This window comes from Phaeobacter italicus (assembly GCF_001258055.1).
GTDB lineage: Bacteria > Pseudomonadota > Alphaproteobacteria > Rhodobacterales > Rhodobacteraceae > Phaeobacter > Phaeobacter italicus.
Genome location: NZ_CVRM01000031.1, coordinates 115,340 through 140,950, shown reverse-complemented (window position 1 = coordinate 140,950; position 25,611 = coordinate 115,340). Strand labels below are relative to the sequence as shown.

The window sequence follows — 25,611 nt, the reverse complement described above, 5'->3', positions numbered from 1 at the left end:
TTCAAGAACAGCTAGAATATAGAAATTAAACTATCAAGAGAAATTATGCCGCAATGCAGAAATCATCTATGCGGCAGCAGAAAGATCGCCAATGGCGCAACATCTAAACCGCTGACAAACATCCGGAAAGCCAGCAAAACAAGGGGCAGAACGCTGCGTTAATGGCTTATCAGGAAAGATTTGCCACTCTTATCAGGGCAGCGATCAGGTTCAAAACGGATCCCGCTGCCGCAGGTAAATCGCCTGCCAGACGATGACGCGAAATTGGTGCGATGCAAGGCCTGCACAGGTCCGGACCACATGACCTGTCAGGGTGCCCGCGCCGGAGCTTCCGGAAAGGGTAAAACCCATGATGAAGACGACGTTCAAGTTGAAGACCATGTTGCGCGCGGCCGTAATTGCCTCACTCGCGGTACCGCTCATGTCCGCCATGCCCGCGGCCGGGCAAACCAGTTCCAGCTGCGCCCCGCGCGATCAGGTGGTCAAACGGCTTGCCGAACGCTACGGCGAAAGCAGGCAAAGCATCGGCATCGGCCAACGTGGCATGGTGATGGAAACCTTTGCATCAGCGGATACCGGCAGCTGGACGATCACGGTAACAAACCCTTCTGGTGTGACGTGCCTCGTGGCGTCCGGACAATCCTACGAAATGCTGGCCGAGGCTCTGCCGAATACCGACAGCGACGTGTGATGTGACAGACGCACTGTTCGCCTTGCGGAGGGGAGCCCGCAGGCACAGTCTTCTACACAGCCGTCTAGGTCAGCCCGTCCCAGATCAGCTTGGTCCCCGTGACCATCAGCAGCACATAGGTGAGCCCAAAAAACAGCCGCTCGGGCACACGGTGGTGCAATTTCACGCCGACCCAGGTGCCGATCAGCGCAAAAGGTGCAAGCATCAGATCCAGCGTCAAGGATGCAGGCGTCACCAACCCAAAGGCCGCATAAGGCAGAAATTTCGCGGCATTCAGCACCCCGAAGACCAGAACCGTACTGGCCTGATATTCGGTTTTGCTCATCCGCCGACCGAGCAAATAGACAGCCGCAGGCGGGCCGCCTGCATGGCTCACGAAACTGGTGAAGCCTGCAACAACGCCAGCAATCAGCCCGACGGCATTTGCCCTGTCGCGAGGCTGAGACAAACGCGCCCTTAGCCCCTCTGACAACTGCCAGACAACAAATCCAACGGATAGAACGCCGATCAGCACCCGCATTCCGTCCGCATCAACCGAGCGATAAAACACCGCGCCAAGACCCACCCCAGGCAATCCCCCGGCGATCAGCAACAGCGACTCTCTCAGCCGCCATCGCCCCCAGTAGGGCCGCAGTGATGCGACATCAATCAACATCAACAGGGGCAGCATGAACGCCAGCGCGACCCCCGGTTCCACAATCAGAGCAAGAATCGAAGACGAGGCAAAGGCTGCACCTGATCCAAAGCCACCTTTTGAGATGCCCGCAAAAGTGACAGCCAAAACAGCCACGACAAAAAACATAACCGTGATTTCAGGCATCAGCAGAAACCTTCTAAGCCCCTCAAATGTCGCCTCTTTAGCGCTTATCGTCGGATTCGAATAGCCTGCGGCACATTCCCCCTTCCCCCGCATGGATCTTGCGCGACGGGACGGAACGCCGTAGTCCTCGCGGCAATCACAACCGGACCGGAGATAAATTCCAATGGCTCGACCCAAAATCGCCCTGATTGGCGCAGGTCAGATCGGTGGCACACTTGCCCACCTCGCAGCACTGAAAGAACTCGGCGACGTCGTCCTGTTCGACATTGCCGAAGGCATCCCAGAAGGCAAGGCACTGGACATCGCAGAATCCGGTCCTTCGGAAGGCTTTGACGCAAGCCTGAAGGGCACTCAGTCCTACGAGGACATCGCAGGCGCAGACGTCTGCATCGTCACCGCCGGTGTACCGCGCAAGCCCGGCATGAGCCGCGATGACCTGCTGGGTATCAACCTCAAGGTCATGAAATCCGTTGGCGAAGGCATCCGTGACCACGCGCCGAACGCATTTGTTATCTGCATCACCAACCCGCTGGATGCGATGGTCTGGGCGCTGCGCGAATTCTCTGGTCTGCCCCATGAGAAAGTTTGCGGCATGGCAGGCGTTCTGGACTCCGCCCGCTTCCGTCACTTCCTGGCCGAAGAATTCAACGTCTCGATGAAGGACGTTACCGCCTTTGTTCTGGGCGGCCACGGCGACACCATGGTTCCGCTGACCCGCTATTCCACCGTGGCAGGCATTCCTTTGCCCGATCTGGTGAAAATGGGCTGGACCAGCCAGGAGAAGCTGGACGCCATCGTTCAGCGCACCCGTGATGGCGGTGCCGAGATCGTTGGCCTGCTGAAGACCGGTTCTGCATTCTATGCACCTGCAACCTCTGCCATCGAAATGGCCGAAGCCTACCTGAAAGACCAGAAGCGCGTTCTGCCCTGCGCCGCCTATGTTGATGGCGCCCTAGGTCTGAACGGCATGTATGTCGGCGTCCCGACCGTGATCGGCGCTGGTGGCATTGAGCGTATCATCGACATCAAGATGACCGCCGACGAACAGGCCATGTTCGACAACTCTGTCAACGCGGTGAAGGGCCTGGTTGAAGCCTGCAAAGGTATCGACGGTTCCCTGGCCTAATCGGCCTGACACGATCAAGATCTGTACAAAGGCCCGCCTCTTCCGGTGGGCCTTTGTCATTTCAGCGCCGGGCATATGATGCCGCATTTGGTGGCTTGGTTGTCGGCACTGACCTGTTTGAGGTGGTGAAATCTGTTCCTCAGCCGTTCTCGAATCAAATCCGTTCACGATTGATAAATTTGTGATCACACGCCGGAAACCCGTGATCACAAATTAGAGAAATCTTCGGGATTTCTTTACCAGCCCACAGAAAACCCTTTAAACATTGGCCTGATAACGGCGTATTAGTCACGACAATTGCAGCCAGACGGGACAGTTTCAGATGAACATCCACGAATATCAGGCCAAGGCCCTCCTCCGCAGCTACGGCGCGCCAGTTTCCGACGGGCGTGTGGTTCTCAAGGCGGAAGACGCCAAAACAGCAGCTGGTGAACTGGACGGGCCCCTCTGGGTGGTCAAGGCCCAGATCCACGCAGGTGGCCGCGGCAAAGGCTCCTTCAAGGAAGCCGACGCAGGTGAAAAGGGCGGTGTGCGCCTGACCAAATCGGTCGAAGAAGCCGCCGAAGAAGCCAAGAAAATGCTGGGCCGCACCCTTGTGACCCACCAGACCGGCCCGGCCGGCAAGCAGGTGAACCGCATCTACATCGAAGCCGGCTCCGGCATCCAGACCGAGCTGTACCTCGCTCTGTTGGTGGATCGCCAGACCTCGCGCATCTCTTTTGTGTGCTCCACCGAAGGCGGCATGGACATCGAGGAAGTGGCCGAAGCCACCCCCGAAAAGATCCTGTCGTTCTCTGTTGATCCGGCAACTGGCTACCAGGCGTTCCACGGTCGCCGCATTGCCTTCTCGCTTGGCCTTGAAGGCGCGCAGGTCAAACAATGCGTTCAGCTGATGGGCCAGCTCTACAAGGCGTTTGTCGAAAAAGACATGGAAATGCTGGAGATCAACCCGCTGATCATCGCCGATGACGGCAACCTCAAGGTGCTGGACGCCAAGGTCGGCTTTGACGGCAACGCGGTCTACCGCCACGCCGATATCTCCGAACTGCGCGACACCACCGAGGAAGATCCCAAGGAACTGGAAGCCTCCAAATACGACCTGAACTACATCGCACTCGACGGTGAGATCGGCTGCATGGTGAACGGCGCAGGTTTGGCGATGGCCACCATGGACATCATCAAGCTGTATGGCGCTGAGCCTGCGAACTTCCTCGACGTGGGTGGCGGCGCCACCAAGGAGAAAGTGACCGAGGCGTTCAAGATCATCACCTCTGACCCCAACGTCAAAGGCATCCTCGTGAACATCTTCGGCGGCATCATGCGCTGCGACGTCATCGCCGAGGGCGTGGTTGCCGCGGTGAAAGAGGTCGGCCTGAAGGTTCCGCTGGTTGTCCGTCTCGAGGGCACCAACGTGGAAGCCGGCAAAGACATCATCAACAACTCCGGTCTTGATGTCATCGCAGCCGACAACCTGTCCGACGGCGCCGAGAAGATCGTGAAAGCTGTCAAAGGCTAATCCTTGGGGTGGGTGCCAGCCCACCTTTCCCCAAAGCAAGTTATTCTAAGGAGAACGCCAAAATGGCAGTCCTCATCGACGAAAACACCAAAGTCATCTGTCAGGGCTTTACCGGCTCGCAGGGCACATTCCACTCTGAACAGGCCATTGCCTATGGCACCAAAATGGTCGGCGGCGTCACGCCCGGCAAAGGTGGCCAGACCCACCTGAACCTGCCGGTCTTCAACTCCGTGCATGAAGCCAAGCACGTGACCGAAGCCAATGCCTCTGTGATCTACGTGCCGCCGCCCTTCGCAGCGGATTCCATCCTTGAGGCCATCGACGCCGAGATGGAACTGATCGTCTGCATCACCGAAGGCATCCCGGTGCTGGACATGATGAAAGTGAAGCGCGCGCTGGAAGACAGCAAATCGCGCCTGATCGGCCCGAACTGCCCCGGTGTGATTACCCCGGATGCCTGCAAGATCGGCATTATGCCCGGCCACATCCACAAGCGTGGCTCGGTCGGTGTTGTGTCCCGCTCGGGCACCCTGACCTATGAGGCGGTAAAGCAGACTGCAGACATCGGTCTTGGCCAGTCCACTGCGGTTGGCATTGGCGGCGACCCGATCAAAGGCACCGAGCACATCGACGTGCTGGACATGTTCCTGGACGATCCGGAAACCGAATCCATCATCATGATCGGTGAAATCGGCGGCTCTGCCGAAGAGGAAGCTGCAGAATTCCTCGCCGAGCAGAAGAAAAAAGGTCGCTGGAAGCCGGTTGCCGGTTTCATCGCAGGCCGCACCGCCCCTCCGGGCCGTCGCATGGGCCATGCCGGTGCGATCGTCGCAGGCGGCAAAGGTGGCGCCGAGGACAAGATCGAAGCAATGAAATCCGCTGGTATCGTTGTCGCTGACAGCCCCGCCACCCTGGGCGAAGCTGTTCTGAAGGCCATCGGCAAATAATGCCGCAGGCTGCCCCATACGGCACCCAAAATCTTTTTCCGGACGGGCCTGAACCGTCTGTCCGGAAAATGAGCGCCTGTAACGGGCGCTCTTCTTCCCGTTTCAGGGATCCTTTTGTCGATAGGATTGTTACCTCCAGAGGCCGATCTTATCTGCTGCAGGATTCCGCAGGCGTTTTACTCTTCCGAAACGCCTTCTGATCAGGCTGCAACACATTGACCCTTGGTCGCACCAAAACCGGTCCCAACCCGCAAGAGGTACATACATGACCGACCAGAGCCCAAACGAACTCTTCCATGCTTCCTCCTTCATGCAGGGGCACAACGCTGAGTATCTGGAGCAGCTCTATGCCCAATACGCCAACGACCCCAACGCGGTCGATGCAGCCTGGGCCGAGTTTTTCCGCCAGATGGGAGACGCAGAGCTCGATGTGAAGGCAGAAGCAGCCGGCCCCTCCTGGGCCCGGGCCGACTGGCCACCTGCCCCGAACGACGATCTGACGGCCGCCCTGACAGGCGAATGGCCTGCCCCGGCAGAGGCCAAAGGTGCAGGCAAGAAGATCAAGGAACAGGCTGCGGCCAAAGGCGTCGAAGTAACCGACGATCAGGTCCAGCGCGCCGTTCTGGATTCGATCCGCGCCCTGATGCTGATCCGCGCCTACCGGATCCGCGGTCATCTGGCAGCCAATCTGGATCCGCTTGGCATGCGCGAAGATGCGCAGCACCCGGAACTGGACCCACGCACCTATGGCTTTGGCGAATCCGACATGGATCGCCCGATCTTCATCGACAACGTCCTGGGCCTGCAGGTTGCGTCCATGCGCCAGATTGTCGACATCGTGAAACGCACCTACTGCGGCACCTTTGCCCTGCAGTACATGCATATTTCCGACCCTGAACAGTCCAGCTGGCTGAAAGAGCGGATCGAAGGCTACGGCAAGGAGATCCAGTTCACCCGCGAAGGTCGCAAGGCGATCCTCAACAAGATGGTTGAGGCCGAGGGCTTCGAGAAATTCCTGCACGTCAAATACATGGGCACCAAGCGCTTTGGCCTTGATGGGGGCGAAAGCCTGATCCCCGCGATGGAGCAGATCATCAAACGCGGTGGCAATCTCGGTGTTCAGGAAATCGTCATCGGCATGCCCCACCGGGGGCGTTTGTCGGTGCTCGCCAACGTGATGCAGAAACCCTATCGGGCGATCTTCAACGAATTCCAGGGCGGCAGCTTCAAACCAGAGGACGTGGATGGTTCCGGCGACGTGAAATACCACCTCGGCGCCTCCTCCGATCGTGAATTTGATGGCAATTCCGTCCACCTGTCGCTGACAGCCAACCCCTCGCACCTTGAGGCGGTGAACCCGGTTGTCCTGGGCAAGGTACGTGCCAAACAGGATCAGTTGAACGATGCAGACCGCAGCAAGGTCCTGCCAATCCTGCTGCACGGCGATGCTGCCTTTGCGGGTCAGGGCGTTGTGGCCGAATGCTTTGCCCTGTCCGGTCTGCGCGGCCACAAGGCCGGCGGCACCATCCATATCGTCGTGAACAACCAGATCGGCTTTACCACGGCGCCGCATTTCTCGCGTTCCTCGCCCTATCCCACCGACAACGCGCTGGTGGTAGAGGCGCCGATCTTCCACGTGAACGGTGACGATCCGGAGGCCGTGGTTCATGCCGCCAAGGTGGCCACCGAATTCCGTCAGAAATTCCACAAGGACGTCGTGATCGACATCTTCTGCTACCGCCGGTTTGGTCACAACGAGGGCGATGAGCCCATGTTCACCAACCCGCTCATGTACAAGAAGATCAAGGGCCACAAGACCACCCTGTCGCTTTACACCGAGCGCCTGGTCAAGGACGGTCTGATCCCGGAAGGCGAAATCGAAGACATGAAGGCTGCATTCCAGGCGCGCCTGAACGAAGAATTCGAAGCCGGCAAGGAATACAAACCGAACAAAGCCGACTGGCTGGATGGCCGCTGGTCTCACCTCGACAAGAAGGAAGAGGACTATCAGCGCGGTCAAACCGCCATCACTCCTGAAACCTTCAAGGAAGTCGGCACCGCGCTGACGCGTGTACCAGAGGGATTCGCTGTCCATAAAACCATCGGCCGCTTCCTCGATTCCCGTGCCAAGATGATCGAGAACGGCGAAGGCATCGATTGGGCAACCGGCGAGGCACTGGCCTATGGTTCGTTGCTGACCGAAGGCTACCCCGTGCGCCTGGCCGGTCAGGACGCAACCCGCGGCACCTTCTCGCAGCGCCATTCCGGCATCGTCAATCAGGACACCGAGGAACGGTTCTATCCGCTGAACAACATCCGCAGCGGTCAGTCCCAGTATGAGGTGATCGACTCCGCGCTTTCCGAATATGCTGTGCTCGGCTTCGAATACGGCTACTCACTCGCTGAGCCGAACGCCTTGACCCTCTGGGAAGCGCAGTTTGGCGACTTCGCCAACGGTGCGCAGATCATGTTCGATCAGTTCATCTCCTCCGGTGAAAGCAAATGGTTGCGGATGTCCGGTCTGGTCTGCCTGCTGCCGCACGGCTTTGAGGGCCAAGGACCAGAGCACTCCTCTGCGCGTCTCGAGCGCTTCCTGCAGATGTGTGGTCAGGACAACTGGATCGTGGCGAACTGCACGACACCGGCGAACTACTTCCACATCCTGCGCCGCCAGCTGCACCGCACCTTCCGCAAGCCGCTGATCCTGGTCACGCCGAAATCCCTGCTGCGCCACAAACTGGCCGTCAGCAAGGCCGAGGAGTTCACCACCGGCTCGTCCTTCCACCGTGTTCTGTGGGATGATGCCCAGCATGGCAACTCCGACACCAAGCTGGTCGCGGATGACAAAATCAAGCGCGTGGTGCTCTGCTCGGGCAAGGTCTATTACGACCTGCTGGAAGAACGCGACGCACGCGGCATCGATGATGTCTATCTGATGCGGATCGAACAATATTACCCGTTCCCGGCCATCTCTCTGGTCAAGGAGCTTGAGCGCTTCAAAGGCGCCGAGATGGTCTGGTGTCAGGAAGAGCCCAAGAACCAGGGCGCCTGGAGCTTCATCGAACCAAACATCGAATGGGTGCTGACGCGCATCGGCGCCAAGCACAGCCGCCCGACCTATGTCGGTCGTGCCACTTCGGCTTCGCCCGCAACGGGCCTGGCCAGCGAACACAAAGCCCAACAAGCTGCGCTCGTGAACGAAGCGCTGAGCATCGAAGGATAACACCCCATGACCACCGAAGTTCGCGTGCCCACCCTGGGCGAATCCGTGACCGAAGCCACCGTCGCCACCTGGTTCAAGAAACCCGGCGACGCCGTTGCCGCAGACGAAATGCTCTGCGAGCTGGAAACCGATAAGGTCACCGTTGAAGTTCCGGCCCCTGCTGCCGGTACTCTGGGCGAGATCGTTGCAGGTGAAGGCGAAACCGTAGGTGTTGACGCGCTTCTGGCGACCATCACCGAAGGCGGCTCTGCCGCCGCCTCCGCACCTGCGGCGTCTGCCCCGGCAGCGACCAGCGACGCCCCCGCAGGCGATGTCGGCGCCGCCACCGATGTCATGGTTCCCACCCTCGGCGAATCCGTGAGCGAGGCCACAGTCTCCACATGGTTCAAGAAAGTCGGTGACAGCGTCGCACAGGACGAAATGCTCTGCGAACTGGAAACCGATAAGGTCTCGGTTGAAGTCCCCTCGCCAGTTGCGGGCGTTCTGACCGAAATCACCGCTGCAGAGGGCAGCACCGTAGATGCCTCCGCCAAGCTTGGCGTGATCTCCGGCGGTGCATCTGGTGCCGTGACCCCGACACCCACCAAGGATGAGACCGCAGGTGGTGCCCAGTACACCACGCCCCCCGCAGGTCAGGGTGGCCCGGCCAAGGACGTTGCAAATGCGCCCTCTGCTGAAAAGGCAATGGCAGAGGCCGGTCTGTCCGCCGATCAGGTTCAGGGCACCGGCCGTGATGGTCGCATCATGAAAGATGACGTCGCCCGCGCCGTGGCCGCAGCCGCTGCCGCCCCAGCTGCGAGCACATCTGCACCGGCCGCCGCCGCGCCAGTGCGCGCACCTGTTGCCGCAGACGACGCAGCCCGCGAAGAGCGGGTGAAAATGACCCGCCTGCGCCAGACCATCGCCAAGCGCCTGAAGGACAGCCAGAACACCGCTGCCATGCTCACCACCTACAACGAGGTCGACATGACCGAGGTGATGGCGCTGCGCAACGAGTACAAGGACCTGTTCCTGAAGAAGCACGGCGTGAAACTGGGCTTCATGTCCTTCTTCACCAAGGCCTGCTGCCACGCGCTGAAAGAGGTCCCCGAGGTCAACGCCGAGATCGACGGCACCGACATCGTCTACAAGAACTTCGTTCACATGGGCATCGCCGCGGGCACGCCCACGGGTCTGGTTGTTCCGGTCATCCGCGACGCGGATGCAATGTCGTTCGCTGACATCGAAAAAGCGATTGCCGAAAAAGGCGCGCGCGCCCGTGACGGAAAACTGTCGATGGCAGAGATGCAGGGCGGCACCTTCACCATCTCCAACGGCGGCGTCTACGGCTCGCTGATGTCCTCGCCGATCCTGAACCCACCGCAGTCCGGTATCCTTGGCATGCACAAGATCCAGGACCGCCCGATGGCGATCAACGGCAAGGTGGAAATCCGCCCGATGATGTATCTGGCGCTGTCCTATGACCACCGCATCGTCGACGGCAAAGGCGCCGTGACCTTCCTCGTGCGCGTTAAGGAAGCGCTGGAAGATCCCCGCCGCCTGCTGATGGATCTGTAAAAGCACTGGGTTCGCCTGACTTAACGGGCGAACCCCTTCCTTTTGCGACGCGCGTCGCAAGGGCACCCAATTGGCAGAATTTGTTTTGACCAAATGACCCCAGAACTCACCGCCCTCACCCTCGCCGCGCTCTTGCAGGTGTTTCAGATCGCTCTGATGGCCGTGCCTGCAAACTTGGAGCTGGGCCAAGGAAAGACGCTCGGTCCGCGCGATCGGGACAGGCTGGGCGGTGATCTGCGCGATCAGCTCTCTACCCGCACAGCGCGCCTGCACCGGGCAATGTCGAACCATTTCGAGGGGCTGATCCTCTTTGCCGTCGCCTGCGTGGTTCTCGCCATTGCAGACAAATCCTCTGCCCTGACCACGGCCTGTGCCTATGCATATCTACTCGCACGGGTCCTCTACATTCCGGCCTACGCTTTTGGCTGGGTTCCCTGGCGGTCTCTGATCTGGGCCGTCGGCTATCTGGCCACCACCCTCATGTTGATTGCGGCCCTGACATGAGCCGTCATCTTTCCCGAAATACTCCGGGGGAAGCGCATGGCGCCGGGGGCAGCGCCCCCTCTCCCGTTCAACCCAAAAGGAGCACATCCAAATGGCATCCTATGACGTGATCATCATCGGCGCGGGCCCCGGCGGCTATGTCAGCGCCATCCGCTGCGCCCAGCTGGGCCTGAAAACCGCGATCGTCGAGGGCCGCGAAACCCTCGGCGGGACCTGCCTGAACGTGGGTTGCATCCCTTCCAAGGCGCTCTTGCACGCGACCCACTCCCTGCACGAGGCAGAGCACAACTTTGCCAAGATGGGCCTGAAGGGCAAATCTCCGTCGGTCGATTGGGACCAGATGAAGGCCTACAAGGATGATGTCATCGGCCAGAACACCGGCGGCGTCGAGTTCCTGATGAAAAAGAACAAGATCGACTGGCTGAAAGGCTGGGCCTCCATCCCCGAAGCGGGCAAGGTCAAGGTCGGCGATGATGTCCATGAGACAAAGAACATCGTGATCGCATCGGGTTCTGTTCCGTCTGCCCTGCCGGGCGTTGAGGTCGACAATGACAAGGGCATCGTCGTGGACAGCACCGGCGCGCTGGAGCTGCCGAAGATTCCAAAGAAAATGGTCGTGATCGGCGCTGGCGTGATCGGGCTCGAACTGGGTTCGGTCTATGCCCGCCTCGGCTCTGAGGTGACGGTTGTTGAATACATGGATGCCGTCTGCCCGGGCATGGACAAGGACGTACAGCGCACCTTCAAGCGGATCCTTGAAAAGCAGGGGCTGAACTTCATCATGGGGGCGGCTGTTCAGGGTGTGGAAACCACCAAAACCAAGGGCAAGGTCAAATACGCGCTGAAGAAGAAGCCTGATGAAGAGCAGACACTCGACGCGGATGTGGTGCTGGTGGCAACAGGGCGCAAACCCTATGCCGAAGGTCTGGGTCTTGATGCACTCGGCATCAAAATGACTGAGCGAGGCCAGATCGCCACCGACGCACATTGGGCGACCAACGTCAAAGGCATCTATGCAATCGGCGATGTCATCGAAGGTCCGATGCTGGCGCACAAAGCCGAGGATGAAGGCATGGCCGTTGCCGAAGTCATCGCAGGCAAGCATGGCCATGTGAACTACGGCGTCATTCCCGGCGTGGTCTACACCACTCCCGAGGTTGCCAATGTCGGCGCGACCGAAGACGCGCTCAAGGCCGAAGGTCGCAAGATCAAGGTTGGCAAGTTCAACTTCATGGGCAATGGCCGCGCCAAAGCGGTGCATCAGGGTGATGGCTTTGTGAAGCTGATCGTTGATGGCGAAACCGACCGGATTCTCGGCGCGTCGATCATTGGCCCGGCAGCCGGCGATCTCATCCATGAGATCTGTGTCGCGATGGAATTCGGGGCCTCCGCCGAGGATCTGGCCCTCACCTGCCATGCCCACCCGACCTACTCCGAGGCCGTGCGCGAAGCCGCTCTTGCCTGCGGTGACGGCGCGATCCACAGCTGATGATCTGGCAGGAAATAGGGTGCCTTGCGCCTTGATCTCCTGCTAGACAGCAACAACACCAAAGCGGCCCCCATTGGTGGGCCGCTTTCTCATGAGGAGGAAGCCCCGCGATGACCGTCAGCCTGCAAGTGATCTACCCTGCATCCGAAGATGCGACATTTGACTTTGACTACTACGAGAAGACCCATCTTCCCCTTGTGGAGGAACACTGGGGCGATCTGATGGACACGGTCGAAGCGTCGCGCGGGATTGCCAGCGGACCGGACGTACCGCCAGCATTTCTGCTGATTGCAACAATCACCTTTCCGGATATGGAAACGCTCGACACTGCGATGGCCGAAAAGGGTGGACCGATCATCGATGATGTCGCGAATTTCACCAACATCCGCCCACAGATCCTTATCGGTGACGTGCTGATGAGCTGATGTGATTTGGATAAGGCACCGTTTCTGAGATGGTGCCTTGTTCCTGCCTGCTCACCACATGGTTTTGGCGGCCCGCGGCGCCCATGCCTCATCGTAGGTCTGCCCGCCTTCTTCGCCTGCGGTTTGCTCGGCGAGGATGTCGCCCATCGAGGGCAGGCCTTCGCTCTCGTCGCCCGACGTCCAGGTGCCGGCACGCATAAGGGCGCGGGCGCATTGGCTGTAGATCTCGCGGATTTTGATGACAATTACCGTTCGCGGCTGCTTGCCTGCCTTTTCAAACCGAGCCAGCAAATCCGGGTCCGCAGTCACCTGCGCCATCCCGTTGACCCGCACGACATTGTTGGATCCGGGCACCAGAAACATCAAAGATGCCCGTCCATCACGGACGATATTGCGCAAACTGTCGATACGGTTGTTGCCTCGCCAATCCGGCAGAGCCAGCGTGCCCGGATCAAGTTCGAGCACCACGGGACCATCATCGCCGCGGGGGCTGTCGTCTGTGCCTTCAGGGCCTACAGTGGCTAACATGCACAGTCGCGAGGCCATGATCCACTTACGATAGAGCGGCGTCATCCGGCCCGCCACTTTGCGCAGCGAAGGCGCCCCCGGTGTCCCGTAGAGCGCCTCCAGGTCTTCAACGGTTGTCAGAAACTCCATCGCGCACGAACCCCGCTTCCTGCATCAAGGCATCAGACCGCGTCTCTACGCGCTCTTCCAATGTCGTCATGAAGGTGCCGCGCTCAAGCCCCGGTTCAATCGGTTCCAGGAACTCCACCACCGCCACACCGGGTTTTCGCATGATACCCTTGCGCGGCCACAGAACGCCGACATTTGTGGCCACCGGCACACAGGGCTGATTCAACTGTTCATAGAGAATGGCGGTGCCAACCTTGTATTCCTTTTGCGCGCCGGGGGCGACGCGTGTGCCTTGGGGGTAGATGACCAGCTGGCCTGCATCCTGCCGCCCGGCTTCGACCTCCTGCACCATTTTCTGAATGGCCGCCCCGCGTTTGCCGCGATCAACCGCCACGCAGTCCAGAAGCTTGGCATATTGGCCAATCACCGGCGTCCGCAGGATTTCCTTTTTCATGATGAACTTTGCGGTCGGAAGCGCGGTAAAGATCATCATGATATCAAGAAAAGACTGGTGTTTTGCGGCAATCAGCACCTCTCCCTGCGGGACCGGTCCACGGACTTCGCAGCGGATGCCGACCATCAGGCGGGCGGTCCAGAATACATAGCGGGAATAGCTTTTGCAGCAGACTCGTGCGCCCCGTTTGCTGAAAATCGCCCAAGGTGCGAAGATCAGGCCAAAGATCGGCATCATCAGATAGATCTGAAAAACAAAAATGGCCGAAATCAGCCAGCGAAATGCAGTCTTCACGCCAAATCTCCAAGACGTTTGTTGGCCGCACGAGTGGTTGCGGCAAAGGCGACGATGGCGCCAAGTAGCGGAATGAGCAACGGCAGCAACCAGGTCCAGCCCTGAAAGCCCAGACCCGTCAGGAAACCGCCCTCGCGTGAGGCTTCGGGCATCAGCCAGACGCCGACCATGCCAAGCACAATCCCAACAGACGCCCCCACCAGAGCCCGAAGGGTGAAGCGGCGAATGAATGCCTGCGCAATATAGCTGTCCAGTGCGCCGACCAGACGAAGGACCTCGATCACCTGCGCATTGGCCGCAAGCGCCGCGTTGGCGGCAAGGGTAATCATCGCGGCAGTTGCCCCGCCAATCAGCAGGATGGACACCCACGCCAGACGGCGCAGCGCCTGCGCAGCGTCGACAAGCGGCGCACGCCAACGCGTGTGGTCATCCAGAATTGCGCCCGGCACCTCGGCCTGCAAGCGCAGCCGCAGACCGGTTGCGTCATACCCTGGCTCGCCCTCGATGACTTCGATCAGTTGAGGAACCGGCAGGTTGTCCAACGGCAGTTCAGCCCCGAACCAGGGCGCCAGCAAAGCCGCCTGCTCTTCCCGGCTGAGCGCACGAGCAGAGGCCACGCCCGGTGTCTGGTCCAGAATAGCCAGCGCTGCTTCGGTTTGTGCCGCGCGCTGTTCTGCCGGAGCGTTGATCCGCAGGGTTGCGGCGCGGGCCAATTCATCCGCCCAGCGGTCGGCGAGACGGCCAGAGGCAAGCGACAGGGCAAGGGCGAAAACCGCGAGGAAAGCCATCGCACCAGACACAAAGAGAGTGAGCTGCGCGGTAAATCCGCTGGGCGGCACAACCCGGTCGGCCTGGGCATCCCCGATGATCAGATTACGCAAACGGCTCAGGCTCATAGATCTGCTCCTGCCTGCTGCAACTGACGGTTTGAAATCCGCAGAACCCGTGCCTGGACCTGCTTCTTGGCAGCACGGATCAGCGATAGATCATGGGTCGCGACCAGCACTGTCTTGCCCATATGGTTCAGCTCGACCAGCAGCTGGAGAAGCCGCTGGGACATTTCCCAGTCCACATTCCCCGTCGGTTCATCCGCGATAATGACGTCCGGCGACAGGATCACCGACCGCGCCAAAGCCGCGCGCTGACGCTCGCCGCCGGACAGTTCGGGAGGCGTCGCATGGGCGCGTTCTGACAGGCCAACCCAAGTCAGAAGTTCCCGCAGATTGGCCTCTTCCTGCGTTATGTCACGGCCGGAAACCGTCAGTGGCAAGGCGATGTTCTCCAGCACAGACAGGTGATCCAGAAAGCGACAGTCCTGATGGACAACCCCGACACGGCGGCGCAGGAATGCCATCTGATCGCGATCCAAGCCATTGATATCCATATTGAATGCACGGGCACGCCCAGATGTGGGTGTCAGCGCGCCGTAGCACAGCTTAAGCAATGTGGTCTTGCCTGCGCCAGATGGCCCTGTCAGGAAATGAAACGATCCCGGTGCCAGTTTGACTGACACGTTGCTCAGCAGTTCACCGCCGCCGTAGTTATACCCCACATTGTCCAGCTCGATCACGGCGGCCCCCTCTTGGTCTTGGCTGTTTTGCCCGACTGTGCCGACAGTTTCAATGCCTGCGCTGTTGCCAGCACACAGCGGTTGCATCACGCCGATGCGACCCTGCGCGATTGGCTCTTCCTTGAAAGCCCGGAACTGCCTATGATTATTAAACAATCATCCGCCGACAGCCGCCCGGACCCCCCCGGAGCCACCCAGGTCCCAAGGAGTGACCCATGCGACTGACATGTCCGAATTGTGCCGCCCAGTATGAGGTGCCCGATGACGTGATCCCGGACGAGGGGCGGGATGTGCAATGTTCGAACTGTGGACAGACCTGGTTTCAGGCAGGCGCGAACACGCAAGGGGCTGCGATCGCGTCTCCCCCGCTGGCGGATCAGCAGGCTTGGGTTGAGGACGATGAACAGCGCGCTGATCTTCCGTCTGAAGAGATCCAGACAGAACGCGCCGCCACTGCTACAGACGCATCCGCAGATGAAGATACTGTGGAAACGGATCCCGGGCTGGATCATGAGGCGGACGTTGCTGATACAGCCACGACCGAAGAGCATGCCGATGACGTAGATGAGCCCGGTCCAGAGGAGACAGAGACCACCGCTCCCGCTCCGCGTGGGTTGGATCCTGCGATCAGCGGTATTCTGCGCGAAGAGGCCGAGCGCGAAGCCAACCTGCGCGCGGCAGAGGCCAACAGCCTGCAAAGCCAGCCTGACCTCGGTCTCGATTCCCTGCCGGAAGAAGCCTCTGCCCGCCGGGCCAGAGAGGCACGAGAGCAGATGGCCCGCATGCGCGGTGAAGATCCGCAACAGCTCGCCAATGAGGACACGGAATCGCGGCGGGGCCTCTTGCCGAATATCGACGAAATCAACTCCACCCTGCGCTCTGGCGAGACCAGCACGGCCGCCATCGCACCGCCCGTTGACGCCCCCGCACCAAGGAAAAAGCGCAGCTTTACCCGCGGTTTTGCATTGGCGATCCTCGTCGCTCTTGCATTGGCAATGGCCTATGACAACGCCCCGTTGATTGCGCAAAAGGTGCCACAAGCCGACCCGTATCTGTCCAGCTATGTGGCCAAAGTGGATGCCGCCAGATTGTGGCTGGATACGCAGGTGCGGGCCTTCACGGTCCAACAGTGATGCGCTGACAGGCCTGCAGGCCTAAACCGGCTTCAGAACCTGTCCAGCAGGCGCTCCAAATAGCTGCGTTCGGTGTCACTGCGCTCGCGCTCTCCTGCGCGCCTGCGAATTTCCTCAAGCAGATCCCAGGCCCGGCGATAGGCCTGACCTTCACTAAAGGCCCCATCCGCCGATCCGCCATCTCCGTTTTCGCCATTGCGCCGACCCAGCGGATCAAGGCCATTGCCCTGACTGGAAGTCGCTGCGCGCCCCTGCCCCTGCTGTTGGCCAGGTTGCTGTTGGTTCGCCAGCGCATCCCCCAAAGCGCGCATGCCTTCACGCAGGGCTTCCATTGCCTCGGACTGGCGGTCGATCGCCTCGGCCAGATCGCCCTCCCTCAGCGCTTCCTCAGCGCCTTCCATCGCGCGACCTGCCTGATCAAGCGCGTCCTCAGCGGCCTGCCCTGCCGCGCCACCGCCCTCTGGAAGGCCTTGCTGCTGAGAGCGCAACTGGTCGCGCAGCGCCTGCTGGCGGTCGGCAAGTGATCCGCCCCCTTGTTGGCGGTCACCCGGCTGGCCTGACTGACCCCCGCCTTCTGCGCCACCGCTTTCACCGCGTGTCCCGCCGTTCTCGCCGGGTTGGCGCGGACCTTCGGAATTGCCAGAACCGGGCCGATCTCCCTGACCGCCCTGATTGCCCTGACCACCCTCATGGGATTGCCCCCGGCCAAGCCCGCCATTCCGCCCCTCATTGCCCTGGCTCTCGCCGCGGCGGGCACCGGGGTTGAATTGCTCCTGCAGGTCGCGAAAGGCCTGATCGGACAAACCTTGCTGTTCACGCAAGGTTTCTGCCAAGTCTTCCATGCTTTGTTGGCCCGGCTCTCCGCCCTCGCCCTGCTGGCCTTGGGTGACCTGCATATTTTCCATCATCTGCTGAAATTCACGCAGAGCCTGTTCCGCCTCCGCCATTCGGCCCTGTTCCATCAGCTCCTGGATGCGATCCATCATGGATTGCAGATCCTGCTGGCTCAGGGTCATGGCGTTTTCGTTCTGGCCGGTGTCCGGCCTGTCTGTCCCGTCGCCCTCCTGCTGGGCCTGGCGCTGCAGCTGACGCAGGTAGTCCTGGGTTGCATCGCGCAGCTGTTGCATGAGGCGCGCGATTTCTTCGTCACTGGCCCCGTCACGCATCGCCTGGCTCAGCTGTTCCTGTGCACGCTGCATCCGCGCAAGCGCATCCCCAACATCGCCTTCTTCCAGATGAATGGCGAGTTCCCACAGCGCCTCGGCCAGCTCTTCCTGACGCTCTGACGTCAGGGTGTCTTCTGCCGAGGCCCGCTCCAGCCGACGCAGGATTGTGCGCAGACGCAGGTAGTCGCCATGATCACGGAAAACCTCTGCTGGATAGGTCGACAGCGTGCGAAGGATCTGCGCAACTCTCGGTGCATTGGCCCGGGCCCACAGAAGATCGCGGCGTTGCTCTGCAATGGCGGCAGCCATCGGATCAAAGAACCGTCGCGTCACCAGCGGCGCCTTCAGCACCTCAGCGCGGGCTGTTTGCCCCGCGGCATCCTCTACCGTCATGTTGTATGTGACAGGCAGGTTGGCCCACGGATGCTTGGCAAAGGCATCAATCATCTGTTCTTCAAATGCGCTGCGATCACCAGTCAGCGGCAGGGGCAGGTCGAGCAAGATGGGCTCTCGCGGGTCGGGAGCAACTGCAAGCCCGTGCTGCCTTTCCAATGCCGCCTGATCAAGCGTGATCTCAACCCGACCACCTGCTACGCCATAATCGTCGCTGGCCTCGAAGCTGAGAGAAGTGGTGTCATCACCTTCCAACTGCGGAGTTCCGGTTATCGTCACAGCGGGCGGACGATCGTCGATAACAGTCACGGCCCATGCGCGCCCGCCGGGTCCGTTGATCGCCATGTCTCCCGACTGGGTGACTTCAAAACTCTGCTCCGGCTCGGCTGCAGATGGCAGATCGCCTGTGCGACCAGATACGGTTTCATCCAGCGTCAGATCCCCGACCTCACCGTAAAACCGCAACGTGATGCGGCTTCCCTCCGGAACGGACAGCGCGGGGTCGCTCTGATCGTTCAGATACAGCACCGGCAGGCCGGTATAGCGAGGGGGTTCGACCCAACCCTCCCAGGTCGGACCTGCAGCAGCCGCAGCAGAACCTGGCGCCATCTCACCAATGCTCCCCGCCTGCCAGATGGATCCGAACAGCAGGGCGGCCGTCAGCATAAGAAGAGCAACATAGCGCAATGCAAATGGGTCGGCCCGGCGGACAGAAAGATCCGGGACCGGAGCAACCGCTGTTGCCGCACGCGCCTGCATCCTGCGCTGATGCGCCGACCAGAGGGCCTGTGACGCCGGATCATCCCCGCCGATACCCTGGGTATCAAGAATTGCAGCAATCGGATGCCCCGGAAGCGTCGCATCCAGGCGTGCAAGCGCATCGCCTGAATTTGGCCAGCGGAATTGCCACATGCCGTAGCCTGCGGCGCCCAATCCAGCCAGAACCGTCAGAACAGCACCGGTCCAGACCAGCTCAACAGGCAACTGTTCGTGCAACCCCAGCATGAGGGTCGCAAGGGCAAGCATCACGATAGAAACAAGGGGCCAGAACGCATGCACTAGCCGTTCTGCCAAAAGCCCCAGCCAAGTGAGCCGCAAAGGCCACTTTAGCGAAGCAAGACGCGGATCAGAAAGCCGGATGCGCCCAGAGCCTGACGGACCGGACACCTTTGGGTGCCCGGATGTCGATGTCATCTCCGTTTCGGCCTTGCGGCGGAACTCTGCATCATTGGCCATTGCGGCGGCGCCTCCGATAAGCCCTGTGCCGCGTCAGCTGCCGCGAAATACCTCAGAGCCACTCCGGGATGGTATCGCGGTTTATCATTTCGTCAAAGTCCGGGCGTCGGCGGATAACCGCGAATTGATCGCCGTGAACCAGAACTTCCGGGATCAGGGGGCGAGAGTTGTATTCGCTCGCCATCACCGCGCCATAGGCCCCGGCACTGCGAAACGCCACCAGATCATTGGCCGACAGGGGCGGCATCAGGCGAGCCTTTGCAAAGGTATCACCCGTTTCACAAACTGGCCCGACGATATCATAGGGGCGCGGCTCTAAACCGGGTTCCGGTTCGACAACCGGAACAATGTCGTGGTGCGCTTCGTACATCGCCGGGCGGATCAGGTCGTTCATTGCGCCATCCAGAATAAGGAAGTCACGCCCTTCCCCCTCTTTCACATAGATGACCTTTGACACCATCAGCCCGGCGTTGCCCGCAATCAGACGTCCCGGCTCGATCTCGATCTCGACGTTCAGATGCCCAAGCGTATCCTTGATGAGCTGGCCGTATTCGACAGGCAGAGGCGGTGCCTCGTTGGAGCGGGTGTAGGGGATGCCCAAACCGCCGCCCAGATCAAGACGGCGGATATCGTGGCCGTCAGCCCGCAGGGTCTCTGTCAGCTCAGCCACCTTCTGATAAGCAAGGCGGAATGGTTCCAGTTCAGTCAGCTGGGAGCCGATGTGCACGTCGATCCCGATAACATCCAGCCCCTTCAGCGTGGCGGCATGCGCATAGACCTCGCGCGCCTTGGCGATGGGGATGCCAAACTTGTTTTCGGATTTGCCCGTCGCGATCTTGGCATGGGTTTTGGCATCTACGTCCGGGTTGACCCGCACGGTGATCGGCGCAACCACCCCCAGATCAAGAGCGACCGCATTGATCACTTCCATCTCCGGTTCGCTTTCGACGTTGAACTGGCGAATACCACCGCTGAGCGCGGTGCGGATTTCCTCAGCGGTCTTGCCAACACCCGAAAATACGATCTTGTCACCGGGAACACCTGCGGCCTTGGCACGTAGATATTCCCCTTGGCTGACAACATCCATTCCCGCCCCGGCCTGCGCGAGGGTTTTGAGGATCGCCTGGTTTGACGCCGCTTTCATCGCGTAGCAAACAAGGTGGTCCATTCCCGCCAGCGCATCGTCAAACAGCTGAAAATGCCGCAACAACGTTGCAGTGGAATAGACGTAGAATGGGGTGCCAACGGCAGCCGCAATCTCGGCCACCGGAACGTCCTCGGCGAAAAGCGCGCCGTCGCGGTAGAGAAAATGATCCATGCGTTCGCACCTAAGGCAAAAGCCCCCCGAGGATCAATGAATTTGCGCAGCCTCGGGGGTCGCAACTTCAGAAGGTTGTCGAAACACCGACACGCACCTCGCCTGACACGGATATCCCGCTTTTCTGAGCGGGCGGCTGTTCTGGCGGGGTTTCTGCCTGTCGGACCGGTTCACAAGCAGCCAGCCCTACAAATGTCACCAGCAGGCAAATCACTTTCTTCATGTCGCGTTCCTAAAAAAGAAAAAGCGCCCGCGGATGCGTGCGCTTTTAGGATGGCGTTCGAGCCTCCCGGTTTCAAGAAGGCCAGCCGAGGTTTTGCCGTTCGGGTCAAAGACCGAGCGAAACGCTCAGTGGCCCTTTGCTGAGCCCGACAGACCCGCCAGCATGGACGCCGCTGCTGGAAACACCAATGCCCGCATTCAGGCTGGGACGTACCGGTTCGCCGTCCACACCGCAGGCGGCAACGACAAGGGTCAATCCAAGGGCGAACAGAATGCGGGTCATGTTGTCATCTCCTGAAAAGGCTCAGCCCAGCAGCTCGGTCCAGCGGGCCACCTGTGCACGCACCTGCGCGGGCGCGGTGCCGCCGTAAGACATCCGCGAGTTTACCGAATTTTCGACACCCAGCACAGAGAAGATATCCTCGGTGATGCCTGCGTGAACGCCCTGCATGTCTTCGAGGCTGAGATCCGGCAGGTCGCAACCGCGGCTTTCGGCCATGGCCACCAGCGTACCAGTGACGTGGTGGGCGTCACGGAACGGCACCTTCAGCACCCGCACCAGCCAGTCGGCCAGGTCGGTGGCGGTGGAGAAACCAGAGCCCGCCGCAGCGGCCAGCGCCTCGCGGTTGCCGGTCATGTCCTTGACCATGCCCTCCATTGCCGCCAACGCCAGCATCCAGTTGTCGGCAGCGTCAAAGACCTGTTCCTTGTCTTCCTGCATGTCCTTGGAATAGGCGAGCGGCAGCCCCTTCATCACCATCATCAGTGCGGTATTGGCACCATAGATCCGGCCCACTTTGGCACGGATCAGCTCTGCGGCGTCCGGGTTCTTTTTCTGCGGCATGATCGACGAGCCGGTAGAGAAGCGATCGGACAGCGTCACGAAACGGAACTGAGCAGAGGACCAGATCACCAGCTCCTCGGCAAAGCGCGACAGATGCACGGCACAGATCGAGGCGGTGCTGAGGAACTCCAGCGCGAAGTCACGGTCAGACACTGCATCCAGCGAGTTGGCGGCTGGGCGGTCAAAGCCCAGCGCCTTTGCCGTCATCTCACGGTCGATCGGGAAGGAGGTGCCCGCCAGCGCCGCAGCGCCCAAGGGCGATTCGTTCATCCGCGCGCGGGCGTCGCGCACGCGGCTAAGGTCACGGCCAAACATTTCCACATAGGCCATCATGTGGTGGCCCCAGGTCACCGGCTGCGCGGTCTGAAGGTGGGTAAAGCCCGGCATCACCCAGTCTGCCCCCGCCTCTGCCTGTGCCAGCAGGGCACGGATCAGCGCCAGAAGGCCACTTTCCGCTGCATCAAACTGATCGCGGACCCAGAGTTTGAAATCTGTCGCCACCTGGTCATTGCGCGACCGGCCGGTGTGCAGGCGGCCCGCAGGTTCACCGATGATCTCTTTCAGGCGGGCCTCGACGTTCATGTGAATGTCTTCGAGAGCTGTCGAAAATTCGAAAGTCCCGCCCTCGATCTCTGACAAAACGGTGAGCAGACCTTCACGAATGGCCTCGGCGTCACTATCCGTAATGACACCGGTCGCGGCGAGCATCGCCGCATGAGCCCGAGAGCCAGCAATATCCTGCGCTGCCATGCGCTGGTCGAACCCGATAGAGGCATTGATCGCCTCCATGATCGCGTCCGGTCCGGCGGCAAAGCGGCCGCCCCACATCTGGTTCGAGGTCTTGTCTGTCATGGCCCAACCCTGGAGATACTATGCGTCTGTTTCGTCAGCTTACCCTTTATATGGCCCTTGCCCTCGGTGCAAATGCCGCCTTTGCCGCGGACACAGCGGCCTTGTCCGAGCTCCGCGAAGGCGACATGCGCCGCCTGATCCTGCATTCCGAAGCCAAACCAACCTCTGCCAACAGCTTTGAGCTGGAAGACGGCAAGGGCAGCGCATCGCTTGCCGACTACGAGGGGAAAATCGTTCTGTTGAACTTCTGGGCGACCTGGTGTGCCCCGTGCCGCAAGGAAATGCCGATGCTTTCCGAACTGCAAAGCGAATTCGGCGGAGATGACTTTGAGGTTCTGACCCTGGCCACCGGACGGAATTCTCCCGGCGGCATCCAGAAGTTCTTTGATGACACCGGCATCACAAACCTGCCCCGCCATCAGGATCCAAAGGGCGCGCTGGCCAAGGAAATGGCCGTGTTCGGCCTACCGATGACGATGATTTTGGATCGCGATGGCAATGAAATCGGCCGTCTGCGCGGCGACGCGGAATGGAACTCGGACAGTGCCAAGGCGATCCTGCAGGCCCTGATCGACGCCAAGTAAGACATAGCTGCCCGACCATGATTGCAGGCTGCGGCGCCACGCGTCGCGGCCTTTTCTTTTGCCACTCTGTTGACCCTACGCCACCTTTGACAGCGGGTGGTCGCACTCTTCACACTCACAACAGGGAGGAGCGCCATGCCGCTGGAGATACTGGTGACGATGGTCGTATGCGGCGTCGTTGCCATCGCCATCATCTTGCACATGTCCGGACGATCCGCGGTTGTCCCGCTGACCGAGGACAGCGCGACCCGCGCGTGGCTGCGCCATTCGCCTGACAGTGCCGTGCAATCTGCACGACCTGCAGCAACCGGACACGCCGCCCTGATCACGACAGAGAAGGGTATGGGAATCGTCTGGTGCTTTGGCGCAGACACAATTGCCCGCCCCCTAGATACTGCCAAGATTGAACCCCACCCCAAGGGGCTTTGCCTGCGGTTTGCGGATTTCTCCACACCCTCCGTAACCGTTATCCTCAGCAGCCAAGAACGCGCTGTCTGGAAGGATGCCATCACCGCTGCGCCCTCCCCCACCGTCCGTTCGCAAAAGACAGGTTGAGCCAATGTCAGACACGCTGAATTATCCCGATGTCACACAATGGGCCGTGCCGTTTTTCATCGCAGCCATTCTGGCAGAGTTTCTTTGGATCGCCATCAAGGGGCGCGGTGGGCGCTATGAAACCCGAGATGCCGTCACCTCTTTGATCATGGGGGCAGGCAGCGTCGCATCGGGTTTGGCGCTTGGTGTGATCGCGTGGGGCTTTTTCATGATCCTCTGGCAGATTACACCACTGGATCTGGGCACATCGGTTTGGGTGATCCTGCTGTGCTTTGTCCTTGATGACTTGCGGTACTACTGGGTGCATCGCCTCGGTCACCGGGTGCGCTGGGTCTGGGCCAGTCACGTCAACCACCATTCAAGCCAGCACTACAATCTGACCACCGCCCTCCGACAGACCTGGACCGGCACATTCTCCTTTATCATGATCGTCCGTGCGCCGCTGATCCTGCTGGGGTTTCATCCGGCAATGGTGCTGTTCGTGGGCGGCATCAATCTGGTTTATCAATTCTGGATTCACACCGAAGCCATCGGCAAAATGCCGCGTTGGTTTGAGGCGGTGATGAACACGCCAAGCCATCATCGCGTTCATCACGGGCGCAACCCCAGATATCTGGACTGCAATTATGCCGGTGTCTTTATCATCTGGGATCGGCTGTTTGGCACCTTTGTCCCAGAGCAGGCGCACGATCGCCCGGATTATGGGCTGGTGCACAACATTGGCACGTTCAACCCCATCAGGGTCGCATTTCATGAATGGGTCAGTATTTTCAAAGACATGACCCAGCCGGGCCTCTCTCTGAAGCAGCGGTTTCTATATGCGGTTGCCCCACCCGGTTACAGCCATGATGGCAGCCGGGACGATTCGGCCACCATCCGGGCCAAGCACCTTAAACGCCACCCGGAGGATCAGGGCACGGCAGGGTTTGACCGACGCTGATCAGGGCGATCAGACCTGCCTGCAACGCCTGCTGGATTGGCCAGCTCGACAGGCATGGCCCGGACCACAAAGAGCGCCAAGTGAATTTGGCTAAAATTGTAACCTTAATCCCTGAGCAACCCTTTTGCGCGAGAGTGCTGGCCTAAGCCATAGTAACCCCATCACCCCAGCGCCAAGGGACACCGCAGTGAAGAAAAAGCACAAGGTCATGGCCGATATGCCAGAGGGGGGAGAGAACCCTCTGTCCTCTGCCGTTGTTACGCGAGATCGCTCCACGCTCGACATGGTGGGCGAGGCGATCAAACACGACCAGACCATGCTGGCCTACCAACCCGTCATGCAGGCTGTCGGATCTCAGTCCGTCGCCTTCTACGAGGGGTACATCCGGGTGCTGGATGCCACTGGTCGGGTGATCCCCGCACGGGAATTCATGCCGCATGTCGAAGAGACCGAGCTGGGGCGTGAACTGGATTGTCTGGCGTTGGAACACGGGCTGAAGGCGCTGTCTCGCAGCCCCGGTATCCGCCTCTCCATCAACATGTCCGCTCGCTCCATCGGCTATCGTCGTTGGATGCAGGTCCTGGAACGTCACCTCAAACGGGATGCAACCTTGGGGGAACGGCTGGTTCTGGAGATCACTGAAGCCTCGGCCATGGCCGCGCCCGAACTGGTGATCGACTTTATGGATCGGATGCAAAAGCACGGGATTGCCTTTGCGCTCGACAACTTTGGCGCCGCCGCAACCGCGATCAGCAAGTTCCGCAATTTCTTTTTTGATGCCGTCAAGATCGATGGGCAATTCGTCCGCAATGTACACGCCAGCTATGACAACCAAGCGGTTGTTCGCGCACTTGTCGGCATAGCCAAGCAGTTTGACATGCTGGTCGTCGCCGAATCGGTGGAAACCCCGGCAGATGCGGAATTCCTGATTTCGATCGGGGTTGATTGCCTTCAGGGGTATCTGTTTGGCGCCCCGTCGGTGAATCCGCCCTGGCTCGAAGAACTGCGCGAACGCAGCCGCGCCTGACGCGGCCAACCCCTACCCCACCAAGGACTTTCCCACCCTATCCTACCGACGATCCCGTCCAGCCCACCGCGCCGTGTGGGGGCGGATGA

The 25,611-nt window shown here is 60.3% G+C and carries 24 protein-coding genes; 14 read left to right on the top strand and 10 right to left on the bottom strand.

Going from position 1 to position 25,611, the window contains the following annotated elements; genetic code table 11:
• Window positions 1-349 precede the first annotated feature (349 nt).
• Complete coding sequence (locus tag NIT7645_RS11990; protein WP_254360208.1) at window positions 350-691, top strand: hypothetical protein; 342 nt, start codon at window positions 350-352, stop codon at window positions 689-691.
• A 64-nt stretch (window positions 692-755) separates the two neighbouring features.
• Here the strand turns inward: NIT7645_RS11990 and NIT7645_RS11985 are convergent, their stop codons facing one another.
• Complete coding sequence (locus NIT7645_RS11985) at window positions 756-1,511, bottom strand: sulfite exporter TauE/SafE family protein (protein ID WP_008561283.1); 756 nt, start codon at window positions 1,509-1,511, stop codon at window positions 756-758.
• Between the two features lie 163 nt (window positions 1,512-1,674).
• Between NIT7645_RS11985 and mdh the strand changes: the two genes are divergently transcribed.
• The 8 genes from mdh to NIT7645_RS11945 all read left to right on the top strand — a co-directional run bounded on the left by mdh (window position 1,675) and on the right by NIT7645_RS11945 (window position 12,298).
• Complete coding sequence (mdh, locus tag NIT7645_RS11980; protein ID WP_008561518.1) at window positions 1,675-2,637, top strand: malate dehydrogenase; 963 nt, start codon at window positions 1,675-1,677, stop codon at window positions 2,635-2,637.
• 322 nt (window positions 2,638-2,959) lie between these two features.
• Complete coding sequence (gene sucC / locus NIT7645_RS11975) at window positions 2,960-4,153, top strand: ADP-forming succinate--CoA ligase subunit beta (RefSeq protein WP_008561724.1); 1,194 nt, start codon at window positions 2,960-2,962, stop codon at window positions 4,151-4,153.
• Window positions 4,154-4,215: 62 nt separating this feature from the next.
• Entirely contained in the window at window positions 4,216-5,100 is an 885-nt protein-coding gene (gene sucD, locus NIT7645_RS11970; protein ID WP_008559701.1) for a succinate--CoA ligase subunit alpha, read from the top strand.
• A 265-nt stretch (window positions 5,101-5,365) separates the two neighbouring features.
• Window positions 5,366-8,323, top strand: coding sequence for a 2-oxoglutarate dehydrogenase E1 component (locus NIT7645_RS11965; protein ID WP_008562243.1), 2,958 nt, complete (start codon window positions 5,366-5,368; stop codon window positions 8,321-8,323).
• 6 nt (window positions 8,324-8,329) lie between these two features.
• Window positions 8,330-9,880, top strand: coding sequence for a 2-oxoglutarate dehydrogenase complex dihydrolipoyllysine-residue succinyltransferase (odhB, locus tag NIT7645_RS11960; RefSeq protein ID WP_008559406.1), 1,551 nt, complete (start codon window positions 8,330-8,332; stop codon window positions 9,878-9,880).
• A 93-nt stretch (window positions 9,881-9,973) separates the two neighbouring features.
• Window positions 9,974-10,384 carry an MAPEG family protein gene (locus NIT7645_RS11955; protein ID WP_008560814.1) on the top strand — a complete coding sequence of 137 codons (411 nt, stop codon included), beginning with the start codon at window positions 9,974-9,976 and terminating at the stop codon, window positions 10,382-10,384.
• 91 nt (window positions 10,385-10,475) lie between these two features.
• Window positions 10,476-11,873 (top strand): dihydrolipoyl dehydrogenase, encoded by a 1,398-nt coding sequence (gene lpdA, locus NIT7645_RS11950; RefSeq protein ID WP_008558888.1) that lies wholly within the window; start codon window positions 10,476-10,478, stop codon window positions 11,871-11,873.
• A 110-nt stretch (window positions 11,874-11,983) separates the two neighbouring features.
• Entirely contained in the window at window positions 11,984-12,298 is a 315-nt protein-coding gene (locus NIT7645_RS11945; RefSeq protein WP_008559254.1) for an EthD family reductase, read from the top strand.
• A gap of 51 nt (window positions 12,299-12,349) precedes the next feature.
• Here the strand turns inward: NIT7645_RS11945 and NIT7645_RS11940 are convergent, their stop codons facing one another.
• From NIT7645_RS11940 to NIT7645_RS11925, 4 genes are read right to left on the bottom strand one after another with little or no spacing between them, the layout of a single operon-like run.
• Complete coding sequence (locus tag NIT7645_RS11940; protein ID WP_050687194.1) at window positions 12,350-12,955, bottom strand: pyridoxamine 5'-phosphate oxidase family protein; 606 nt, start codon at window positions 12,953-12,955, stop codon at window positions 12,350-12,352.
• Window positions 12,933-13,682: a lysophospholipid acyltransferase family protein gene (locus tag NIT7645_RS11935; RefSeq protein WP_008562626.1), complete on the bottom strand. Its 750-nt coding sequence runs from the start codon at window positions 13,680-13,682 to the stop codon at window positions 12,933-12,935. Before NIT7645_RS11935 ends, NIT7645_RS11940 begins: the two co-directional genes overlap by 23 nt.
• Window positions 13,679-14,578 carry a cell division protein FtsX gene (locus NIT7645_RS11930; RefSeq protein ID WP_008563150.1) on the bottom strand — a complete coding sequence of 300 codons (900 nt, stop codon included), beginning with the start codon at window positions 14,576-14,578 and terminating at the stop codon, window positions 13,679-13,681. Before NIT7645_RS11930 ends, NIT7645_RS11935 begins: the two co-directional genes overlap by 4 nt.
• On the bottom strand, window positions 14,575-15,252 hold the full coding sequence (locus NIT7645_RS11925) for a cell division ATP-binding protein FtsE (protein WP_037302978.1): 678 nt from the start codon (window positions 15,250-15,252) through the stop codon (window positions 14,575-14,577). Before NIT7645_RS11925 ends, NIT7645_RS11930 begins: the two co-directional genes overlap by 4 nt.
• 215 nt (window positions 15,253-15,467) lie before the next feature.
• On the opposite strand from NIT7645_RS11925, the gene NIT7645_RS11920 reads away from it, so the two are divergent.
• On the top strand, window positions 15,468-16,385 hold the full coding sequence (locus NIT7645_RS11920; protein WP_008562121.1) for a zinc-ribbon domain-containing protein: 918 nt from the start codon (window positions 15,468-15,470) through the stop codon (window positions 16,383-16,385).
• Window positions 16,386-16,417: 32 nt separating this feature from the next.
• Here NIT7645_RS11920 and NIT7645_RS11915 read toward each other — a convergent pair whose 3' ends face one another.
• The 5 genes from NIT7645_RS11915 to argH form a co-directional block, all read right to left on the bottom strand.
• Window positions 16,418-19,180, bottom strand: a complete 2,763-nt coding sequence (locus NIT7645_RS11915; protein ID WP_008558832.1) for a TIGR02302 family protein — start codon at window positions 19,178-19,180, stop codon at window positions 16,418-16,420.
• A 52-nt stretch (window positions 19,181-19,232) separates the two neighbouring features.
• Window positions 19,233-20,498, bottom strand: coding sequence for a diaminopimelate decarboxylase (lysA, locus tag NIT7645_RS11910; RefSeq protein WP_008560076.1), 1,266 nt, complete (start codon window positions 20,496-20,498; stop codon window positions 19,233-19,235).
• 67 nt (window positions 20,499-20,565) lie between these two features.
• A complete protein-coding gene (locus NIT7645_RS19535; protein ID WP_008561758.1) occupies window positions 20,566-20,721 on the bottom strand; it encodes a hypothetical protein in 156 nt (51 codons plus the stop codon).
• Between the two features lie 105 nt (window positions 20,722-20,826).
• A complete protein-coding gene (locus tag NIT7645_RS19530; RefSeq protein WP_008562380.1) occupies window positions 20,827-21,003 on the bottom strand; it encodes a hypothetical protein in 177 nt (58 codons plus the stop codon).
• Window positions 21,004-21,024: 21 nt separating this feature from the next.
• Window positions 21,025-22,416 carry an argininosuccinate lyase gene (gene argH / locus NIT7645_RS11905; RefSeq protein WP_008561779.1) on the bottom strand — a complete coding sequence of 464 codons (1,392 nt, stop codon included), beginning with the start codon at window positions 22,414-22,416 and terminating at the stop codon, window positions 21,025-21,027.
• Window positions 22,417-22,436: 20 nt separating this feature from the next.
• Here argH and NIT7645_RS11900 point away from each other — a divergent pair, with 20 nt between their 5' ends.
• The 4 genes from NIT7645_RS11900 (at window position 22,437) to NIT7645_RS11885 (ending at window position 25,522) form a co-directional block, all read left to right on the top strand.
• On the top strand, window positions 22,437-23,000 hold the full coding sequence (locus tag NIT7645_RS11900; protein ID WP_008562715.1) for a TlpA disulfide reductase family protein: 564 nt from the start codon (window positions 22,437-22,439) through the stop codon (window positions 22,998-23,000).
• 135 nt (window positions 23,001-23,135) lie between these two features.
• A complete protein-coding gene (locus tag NIT7645_RS11895) occupies window positions 23,136-23,555 on the top strand; it encodes a hypothetical protein (RefSeq protein WP_008559296.1) in 420 nt (139 codons plus the stop codon).
• 4 nt (window positions 23,556-23,559) lie between these two features.
• Window positions 23,560-24,495: a sterol desaturase family protein gene (locus NIT7645_RS11890; RefSeq protein ID WP_008561104.1), complete on the top strand. Its 936-nt coding sequence runs from the start codon at window positions 23,560-23,562 to the stop codon at window positions 24,493-24,495.
• A 187-nt stretch (window positions 24,496-24,682) separates the two neighbouring features.
• Complete coding sequence (locus NIT7645_RS11885; RefSeq protein ID WP_008562276.1) at window positions 24,683-25,522, top strand: EAL domain-containing protein; 840 nt, start codon at window positions 24,683-24,685, stop codon at window positions 25,520-25,522.
• Window positions 25,523-25,611: the final 89 nt, after the last annotated feature.

Bases quoted from the DNA above. Each gene is read 5' to 3' on its own strand.
- NIT7645_RS19530 (WP_008562380.1), bottom strand. From the start codon at position 21,003: ATGACCCGCATTCTGTTCGCCCTTGGATTGACCCTTGTCGTTGCCGCC.
- NIT7645_RS11965 (WP_008562243.1), top strand. From the start codon at position 5,366: ATGACCGACCAGAGCCCAAACGAACTCTTCCATGCTTCCTCCTTCATG.
- NIT7645_RS11895 (WP_008559296.1), top strand. From the start codon at position 23,136: ATGCCGCTGGAGATACTGGTGACGATGGTCGTATGCGGCGTCGTTGCC.
- NIT7645_RS11900 (WP_008562715.1), top strand. From the start codon at position 22,437: ATGCGTCTGTTTCGTCAGCTTACCCTTTATATGGCCCTTGCCCTCGGT.
- lysA (WP_008560076.1), bottom strand. From the start codon at position 20,498: ATGGATCATTTTCTCTACCGCGACGGCGCGCTTTTCGCCGAGGACGTT.
- NIT7645_RS19535 (WP_008561758.1), bottom strand. From the start codon at position 20,721: ATGAAGAAAGTGATTTGCCTGCTGGTGACATTTGTAGGGCTGGCTGCT.
- NIT7645_RS11940 (WP_050687194.1), bottom strand. From the start codon at position 12,955: ATGGAGTTTCTGACAACCGTTGAAGACCTGGAGGCGCTCTACGGGACA.
- sucC (WP_008561724.1), top strand. From the start codon at position 2,960: ATGAACATCCACGAATATCAGGCCAAGGCCCTCCTCCGCAGCTACGGC.
- NIT7645_RS11985 (WP_008561283.1), bottom strand. From the start codon at position 1,511: ATGCCTGAAATCACGGTTATGTTTTTTGTCGTGGCTGTTTTGGCTGTC.
- NIT7645_RS11920 (WP_008562121.1), top strand. From the start codon at position 15,468: ATGCGACTGACATGTCCGAATTGTGCCGCCCAGTATGAGGTGCCCGAT.
- NIT7645_RS11915 (WP_008558832.1), bottom strand. From the start codon at position 19,180: ATGGCCAATGATGCAGAGTTCCGCCGCAAGGCCGAAACGGAGATGACA.
- NIT7645_RS11945 (WP_008559254.1), top strand. From the start codon at position 11,984: ATGACCGTCAGCCTGCAAGTGATCTACCCTGCATCCGAAGATGCGACA.
- NIT7645_RS11890 (WP_008561104.1), top strand. From the start codon at position 23,560: ATGTCAGACACGCTGAATTATCCCGATGTCACACAATGGGCCGTGCCG.
- NIT7645_RS11955 (WP_008560814.1), top strand. From the start codon at position 9,974: ATGACCCCAGAACTCACCGCCCTCACCCTCGCCGCGCTCTTGCAGGTG.
- NIT7645_RS11930 (WP_008563150.1), bottom strand. From the start codon at position 14,578: ATGAGCCTGAGCCGTTTGCGTAATCTGATCATCGGGGATGCCCAGGCC.
- odhB (WP_008559406.1), top strand. From the start codon at position 8,330: ATGACCACCGAAGTTCGCGTGCCCACCCTGGGCGAATCCGTGACCGAA.
- NIT7645_RS11990 (WP_254360208.1), top strand. From the start codon at position 350: ATGATGAAGACGACGTTCAAGTTGAAGACCATGTTGCGCGCGGCCGTA.
- sucD (WP_008559701.1), top strand. From the start codon at position 4,216: ATGGCAGTCCTCATCGACGAAAACACCAAAGTCATCTGTCAGGGCTTT.
- mdh (WP_008561518.1), top strand. From the start codon at position 1,675: ATGGCTCGACCCAAAATCGCCCTGATTGGCGCAGGTCAGATCGGTGGC.
- lpdA (WP_008558888.1), top strand. From the start codon at position 10,476: ATGGCATCCTATGACGTGATCATCATCGGCGCGGGCCCCGGCGGCTAT.
- argH (WP_008561779.1), bottom strand. From the start codon at position 22,416: ATGACAGACAAGACCTCGAACCAGATGTGGGGCGGCCGCTTTGCCGCC.